General features: G+C 35.8%; 6 protein-coding genes. 1 reads left to right on the forward strand and 5 read right to left on the reverse strand.

Annotation, left to right across the window (positions count from 1 at the left end; translation table 11 throughout):
• Nucleotides 1-469, reverse strand: a 469-nt coding sequence (locus tag V7Z48_RS13320; RefSeq protein ID WP_334114105.1) for an ATP-binding cassette domain-containing protein, incomplete at its 3' end; no start/stop codon positions are given.
• Nucleotides 470-555: 86 nt separating this feature from the next.
• Between V7Z48_RS13320 and V7Z48_RS13325 the strand changes: the two genes are divergently transcribed.
• A complete protein-coding gene (locus tag V7Z48_RS13325) occupies nt 556-948 on the forward strand; it encodes a DUF983 domain-containing protein (protein ID WP_334114106.1) in 393 nt (130 codons plus the stop codon).
• Here V7Z48_RS13325 and V7Z48_RS13330 read toward each other — a convergent pair.
• The 4 genes from V7Z48_RS13330 to porL all read right to left on the reverse strand — a co-directional run bounded on the left by V7Z48_RS13330 (nt 920) and on the right by porL (nt 5,326).
• Complete coding sequence (locus V7Z48_RS13330) at nt 920-1,972, reverse strand: NAD(P)/FAD-dependent oxidoreductase (RefSeq protein WP_334114108.1); 1,053 nt, start codon at nt 1,970-1,972, stop codon at nt 920-922. The genes V7Z48_RS13325 and V7Z48_RS13330 overlap by 29 nt on opposite strands.
• Nucleotides 1,973-2,086: 114 nt before the next feature.
• Nucleotides 2,087-3,013: a type IX secretion system ring protein PorN/GldN gene (gene porN / locus V7Z48_RS13335; protein ID WP_334114109.1), complete on the reverse strand. Its 927-nt coding sequence runs from the start codon at nt 3,011-3,013 to the stop codon at nt 2,087-2,089.
• Nucleotides 3,014-3,053: 40 nt separating this feature from the next.
• On the reverse strand, nt 3,054-4,640 hold the full coding sequence (gene porM / locus V7Z48_RS13340) for a type IX secretion system motor protein PorM/GldM (RefSeq protein WP_334114110.1): 1,587 nt from the start codon (nt 4,638-4,640) through the stop codon (nt 3,054-3,056).
• Nucleotides 4,641-4,693: 53 nt separating this feature from the next.
• Nucleotides 4,694-5,326, reverse strand: a complete 633-nt coding sequence (gene porL, locus V7Z48_RS13345; protein ID WP_334114111.1) for a type IX secretion system motor protein PorL/GldL — start codon at nt 5,324-5,326, stop codon at nt 4,694-4,696.
• Nucleotides 5,327-5,388: the final 62 nt, after the last annotated feature.

The raw sequence follows: 5,388 nt of genomic DNA on the forward strand, positions 1-5,388 counted from the left end.
AATCTTCGCGCTTAAAACCTAAACCATTCAATATTTTTTCGGTTTCACCTTGATAATTGTAACCACCGAGAATTTCGTATTGGTGCTGAAGCTCGTTTAAATCGACCATGATTTGGTGGTAGCCATCACTTTCATAATCGGTTCGCTCCACTAACTGGGTGTTGATATGCGCTAGTTTAGCCTCGATTAATTTTATTTCGGTGAATGCTTGATAGGCCTCTTCTAAAACAGTTCTGCCAAAAACAAAATCGATCTCTTGTTTTAAAAAGCCAATTTTGAGATCTTTATCCGCGGCAATTTGTCCAGTATCAGGCTCTTGTTCTTTTGCCAGAATGCGCAGCATGGTTGATTTGCCAGCACCATTCTTACCAATAAGGCCAACGCAGTCGCCACCACCTAGTTTAAATGTGATGTCTTCAAACAAGAAGTCTCCTTGAAACGAAATCGATAAATTGTGAATGTTCAGCATATTGTTATAAATGTTACTAACTAAATCTTAATTAAGTCCTAACTTTGTATTGCTTAAAAAAGAAGTGCAAAACTAAGGCTTTTAAAATGATAAAAAAAGGAACTAAACTCTATAGTATTTTATTTGGTGCATGCCCAAAATGTCATCAAGAATCTATGTATATAAACAAGAATGCCTTCAATCTAGTCGATACTTTAAAGATACATGATCATTGCTCGCATTGCAAGACTAAATATCGTTTGGAACCTTCATTTTTTTACGGATCCATGTATGTGAGTTACGGTCTTGGTATTGCCTTTGCTGTAGCTGCTTTTGTAATTAGTTATTTATTTATAGGAACCTCTTTGAAAGCAGCTTTTTTTGCCATAGTTGGCACCTTGGTCGTAATGATGCCATTTATTATGCGATGGTCTCGTAATATTTGGATCAATCTATTTATGAGTTACGATCCTAATCTTGCCCAACCAAAAAACGATTAATATCAATTTCATTAGGAAGTGGCTGATTGGCTTCAATGTATTTATATAATGCATCGGCTACATAAGGCGAAATCATCACACCACGGGTCCCGAGTCCATTAAGTACAAACATATTTTGATATGTTGAATGACGGCCCACTAACGGTCTTCGATCTTTAGTAGTCGGACGAATGCCAGCTTTTTGCTCTACTACTTCAAAAGGTGCTTTTAAAAATTGTTTTAGCTTTTTGCTTAAATCTTCTTTGGCTGCTTGGGTGGTTTGATTTGTTTTGTCGTTCCAATTATAGGTTGCGCCAACATTGTAATGGTGGTTACCTAAGGGAATTAAAAACACCGATGATTTCACGGCCACCTCTAAATTTAAATTTGGCGCATAGACTTCCATTATTTCGCCTTTTGTGCCATTCAACGGGAGGTCTTTAAAATAAGGATTGTTCTTTACACCAAATCCTTCTGCGAATACAATGTTTTTAGAAATGATATGCTTGTAGTTGATGGTTTGATTGTTTGATTTTAATTCCCTGTAATGCAAGCTTTCATCAAATAGACATTGCTGTTCTCTCAAATATTTTTTGTAAGCCGAAATTAAAATTGCAGTATCAACCCTTCCTGCCTGGAACACTTCGCCAAAACCAAACGGACTGTCGATACCGTCAAAATTAGTTTTTATAATTTCAGGTGAAAGATAAGGTTCAAGTAATGGTTTATCAGTAGCGCTATACCACAAATTTTGTTCTTCAATTGAAGCAAATCGGCGCAAAATACGCACCTTATAATCTAACTTTACATTGAGTAGTTGTTCTAACCTACCATAGTATGGCATGGCCAATGTTAATTGGGCATCGGCTTCCCAAACTTCAGTGAATCTTTTTAAGGTAACTGGATTGTATAAACCTGCCGCCACTAAGGATGATTGCTGAGAAGCATTGTCAAATACTACAAATGTTTTTTGATGGGAACGCAATTGCTCACAAAAAGCAATACTCGCTAAGCCACAGCCAACAATAATGTAATCTACATCCATAGTGCGAAGTTATGCATTGACGAGTAATAAATAAATTTCTAGCATATAAAAAAACGTCTACTGAAAGCAGACGTTTTATTTAGTTTATCCAGTAAAGTTTGCTATACTGTCTATTTAATAAGACCACATATCTTGTTCAAAGTTTCTAATTTTATCTTTTATTCTATCCGATTCTAATAACTGCATTAGAGCATTATCGGTAACATATTCGTTTACTTCTCTATCACCTTGAACGTTTTCTTCTTTATACATATATGAATTAAAACGTCGTGAGTTTAATAAATGATCGAATGACATTGGCATTGCACTGTTTTTGTTATTAAATGCTTTTGCATTGTGCAATACATCTCTTGCTTCTGGGAAAAACACCCAAAATAAAGCGATAGGTTTTCTGTTTTCTGGATTATCCGAGTTTTTAAACTGAGCTTCTGGCGCTGTTGGCGCAATCGCTAATAAACGGTACTTCATTTCACCTTGACGTTTATCAAAATACCACAAACCTTTTATTAAATATTCAGTAATATCGGCTGGGGTTATACGCTCTACGATCATGTATTCCTCTGGTAACAATGAAGGGTTTTCGTCTAATTCAGCATTAGAAATATTATTAGCATTTAAATAATTGATACCTTCATCAGTAATAGCCGAGTAACTCATAGCTGTTTCAATTTCTTTTAGAGTTCGTGCTTCTCTAAAATAAGAATCGGCATAAATTTGAGGAATATCGCCAGTTTGAATAGCGTTGTACAATACTTCAAACAATGGTTTTCTGTTATCACCTAAGTTATTTTCAATAGGATATAACAACGGAAAATTAACGCGCTCGTCTAATACAATTTTTTCCCAAACCATTTTTGAAAACATGATATCTCTATCGTCAACATAACCATATTCTAATGGCTTATCGTTGTCTAATAACAGCTGAGCTTCGGTTTTCATACCAATTTCCTCGGGAATTTTTGCATTGAGCAAATTGGCTTGACCAAAGGTAAACCCTGCTAAGCAAAGAAAAGAGCCGGTTAAAATTTTATGTAAGTTCATGACTTGGTAATTTAATTATATTAATTATTTGCTAACGGTATTAATCAGTTAACTCCACGATAATAGGCGCCACTTCTTTTAATCTGTAAGTATTGTTGCCTACAATTTTAGCTTGGATATTTAAAATTTGAACGGCATCACCTCTTCTAGCGCGACCTAAAGCAGCTTTAGCAGCAGCATCCAGTTTGGTACCAACTACGTTAACGGTTGGCTGACCTGGTACTTTCACGCTAAATGACGTTACCTGAATTGGTAAATCAAAATCGAAATCCTCTAACTGGGCATCGATACTACCAATCTCCACATTTCGTCTCGGCAGTTTCATTACACCACTTTTCCCGATTAAAGAACCTGTTGGTTTTGGAATATCTTTGATTCTGTAAGTCTTCCTATCAGGAACTACTGAACCATCATCTAAAGTGGCGTTTACACTAATGGTAACTTCACTACCAGCTCCAGGTTGCATTTCGTACTTGCCATCACCTACTTTTCTTAAGCCGGGCGCGCTGGCGTTTACTTTGTTATCTGGTACTCCAGCAAAAGAAATAGTCATAGGGTTAACAACACCTCGGTAAACTACATTCATTTTGTCTGCTGAAATGGTCGCTGAATTTGGTCTTGGAACCACCACATAATTACCGTTAATTTCAATTGGTAATTCTTTACCATCTTCTAAAAAGGTAAACTGTCCTTTAATTTCATGTTCACCAACATTGCCGACTGTAAAATCTAATCTAGCGGCACCATTTTCGTCAATAGCATTGGTTAGGTTAACTTCTTTTCCTCCAACTACTAATTTAGTAGGTGTTACATTAGCATACTTGCCTAAAACCACTTTACCTTGAAATTTCTCACCAGCAAAAAAGGCTGATTTATCAGCAATAACAATGGCTTCATAATTTTTAAGAGATACTGCTTCATCCAAAGTGTTCCCTAAAAACACATTATACATATTGGTTTCTGTTGCTTTTACATCGTTTTGCATAGCCGTAAGCTTGGTGTAAGATGCAATTGCGGGAAATCCTTTAAAATGATAGTCTAACCATGGAATAGATTTACCTTCATTATTGGTTACGTCCGTTACATTAAAACGACTTTCTAAATTTTCGATTGCTGGAATGTACTTAACATCCTCACCAATAATATCTTTAATATCCTGCTTATACTTTTTAACGGCAGCCATAAAAGCTTCGCCACTAATATCACCTTCTTTGGTCAGTCTGTCACCAGTAAACCAAAGTTCGTCAAGAATATCCGTTTTATCCATTGCTTCAAAAGGATACATTCCAGTTTTAGGATCAATTTCATATTTACCTTTCTCGATGATACCTTCTCTTTTTACCTTCTCTAAATATTTAAAAAAGTTTTCAGAAACCTTACTTATTTGCTGAGCTTTATTGGCTGCAACGGCAAACTCGTTTGGCTTTTCTTCAGCCTTAGATTTGAGTCCACCAAGTAGGTTTTCGTTGGTGACGGTAGCCATTTCATTTGCATCAGCAAATTTCGCGTCCATCAATCCGAAAGCGGATAGTACTTCCTTGGACATATTCATTGCCATCATAGCAATAAAGACCAAGTACATCAAGTTAATCATTTTCTGCCTTGCAGATAATTTTCCTCCTGCCATGTCTAATTAGTTTTAGTGATTATTAAATTAATTTGATAATTAGAATCCACTAATTAGTTTCTATTCATTGCAGTAAGCATACCACCGTAAACACCGTTAAGTGAAGACAGATTAGATGCCAAGGATTGCATTTGCTCTTTTAATTTTGAGGCATTTTCAATAGCTTCTTCATTTATGGTTGCTTGACGATTCACGCTATCTAATTGCACTTTGTAAAGACTGTTTAAAGACTCCATTTGGGCTGCGGCTAACGATAATTCTTCACCGTACTTTTTAGTAGCGGCGATGGAATCTACCGTTGGACTTAAGTTCTTGGCAGCACCTTCAAAGTTTTTGATGCCTTCGCCTAAACTCGCCATTAACTCCCCATCAATTTTAGCTTCTTTTAATAAATTATCTAATTTTTTAGATAAAAGACCTTCAGCATCTTGAGGTTCTTCTTTTTTCTTTTTAGCTGAAGTTGGACCACCTGCCAATTCAGGATAAACCAGAGACCAGTCTAATTCATTTTGTTGTCTTTCAAAAGCAGAATAAGTAAATACCAATGCTTCTACAATCATTCCAATTGTTAGGATTAAAGATCCGTAAGGCCAGTGCTGAATTTTAAATAGAGCGCCAACAATTACGATTGCTGCTCCTAATCCGTAAACCATGTTTGTGATCGTTACTTTACCTTTTTGTGCCATAATTTTAAATTTTAATTTTAAGTTACAATAACTTAAGTAGGTTAATAATTAGTTGTTTAGTT

It is taken from the genome of Paucihalobacter sp. (assembly GCF_036825875.1).
GTDB lineage: Bacteria > Bacteroidota > Bacteroidia > Flavobacteriales > Flavobacteriaceae > Paucihalobacter.

What these genes read in the sequence shown, in the direction of transcription:
- V7Z48_RS13325 (WP_334114106.1), top strand. Translation starts at nt 556, where the DNA reads ATGATAAAAAAAGGAACTAAACTCTATAGTATTTTATTTGGTGCATGC.
- V7Z48_RS13330 (WP_334114108.1), bottom strand. Translation starts at nt 1,972, where the DNA reads ATGGATGTAGATTACATTATTGTTGGCTGTGGCTTAGCGAGTATTGCT.
- porN (WP_334114109.1), bottom strand. Translation starts at nt 3,013, where the DNA reads ATGAACTTACATAAAATTTTAACCGGCTCTTTTCTTTGCTTAGCAGGG.
- porM (WP_334114110.1), bottom strand. Translation starts at nt 4,640, where the DNA reads ATGGCAGGAGGAAAATTATCTGCAAGGCAGAAAATGATTAACTTGATG.
- porL (WP_334114111.1), bottom strand. Translation starts at nt 5,326, where the DNA reads ATGGCACAAAAAGGTAAAGTAACGATCACAAACATGGTTTACGGATTA.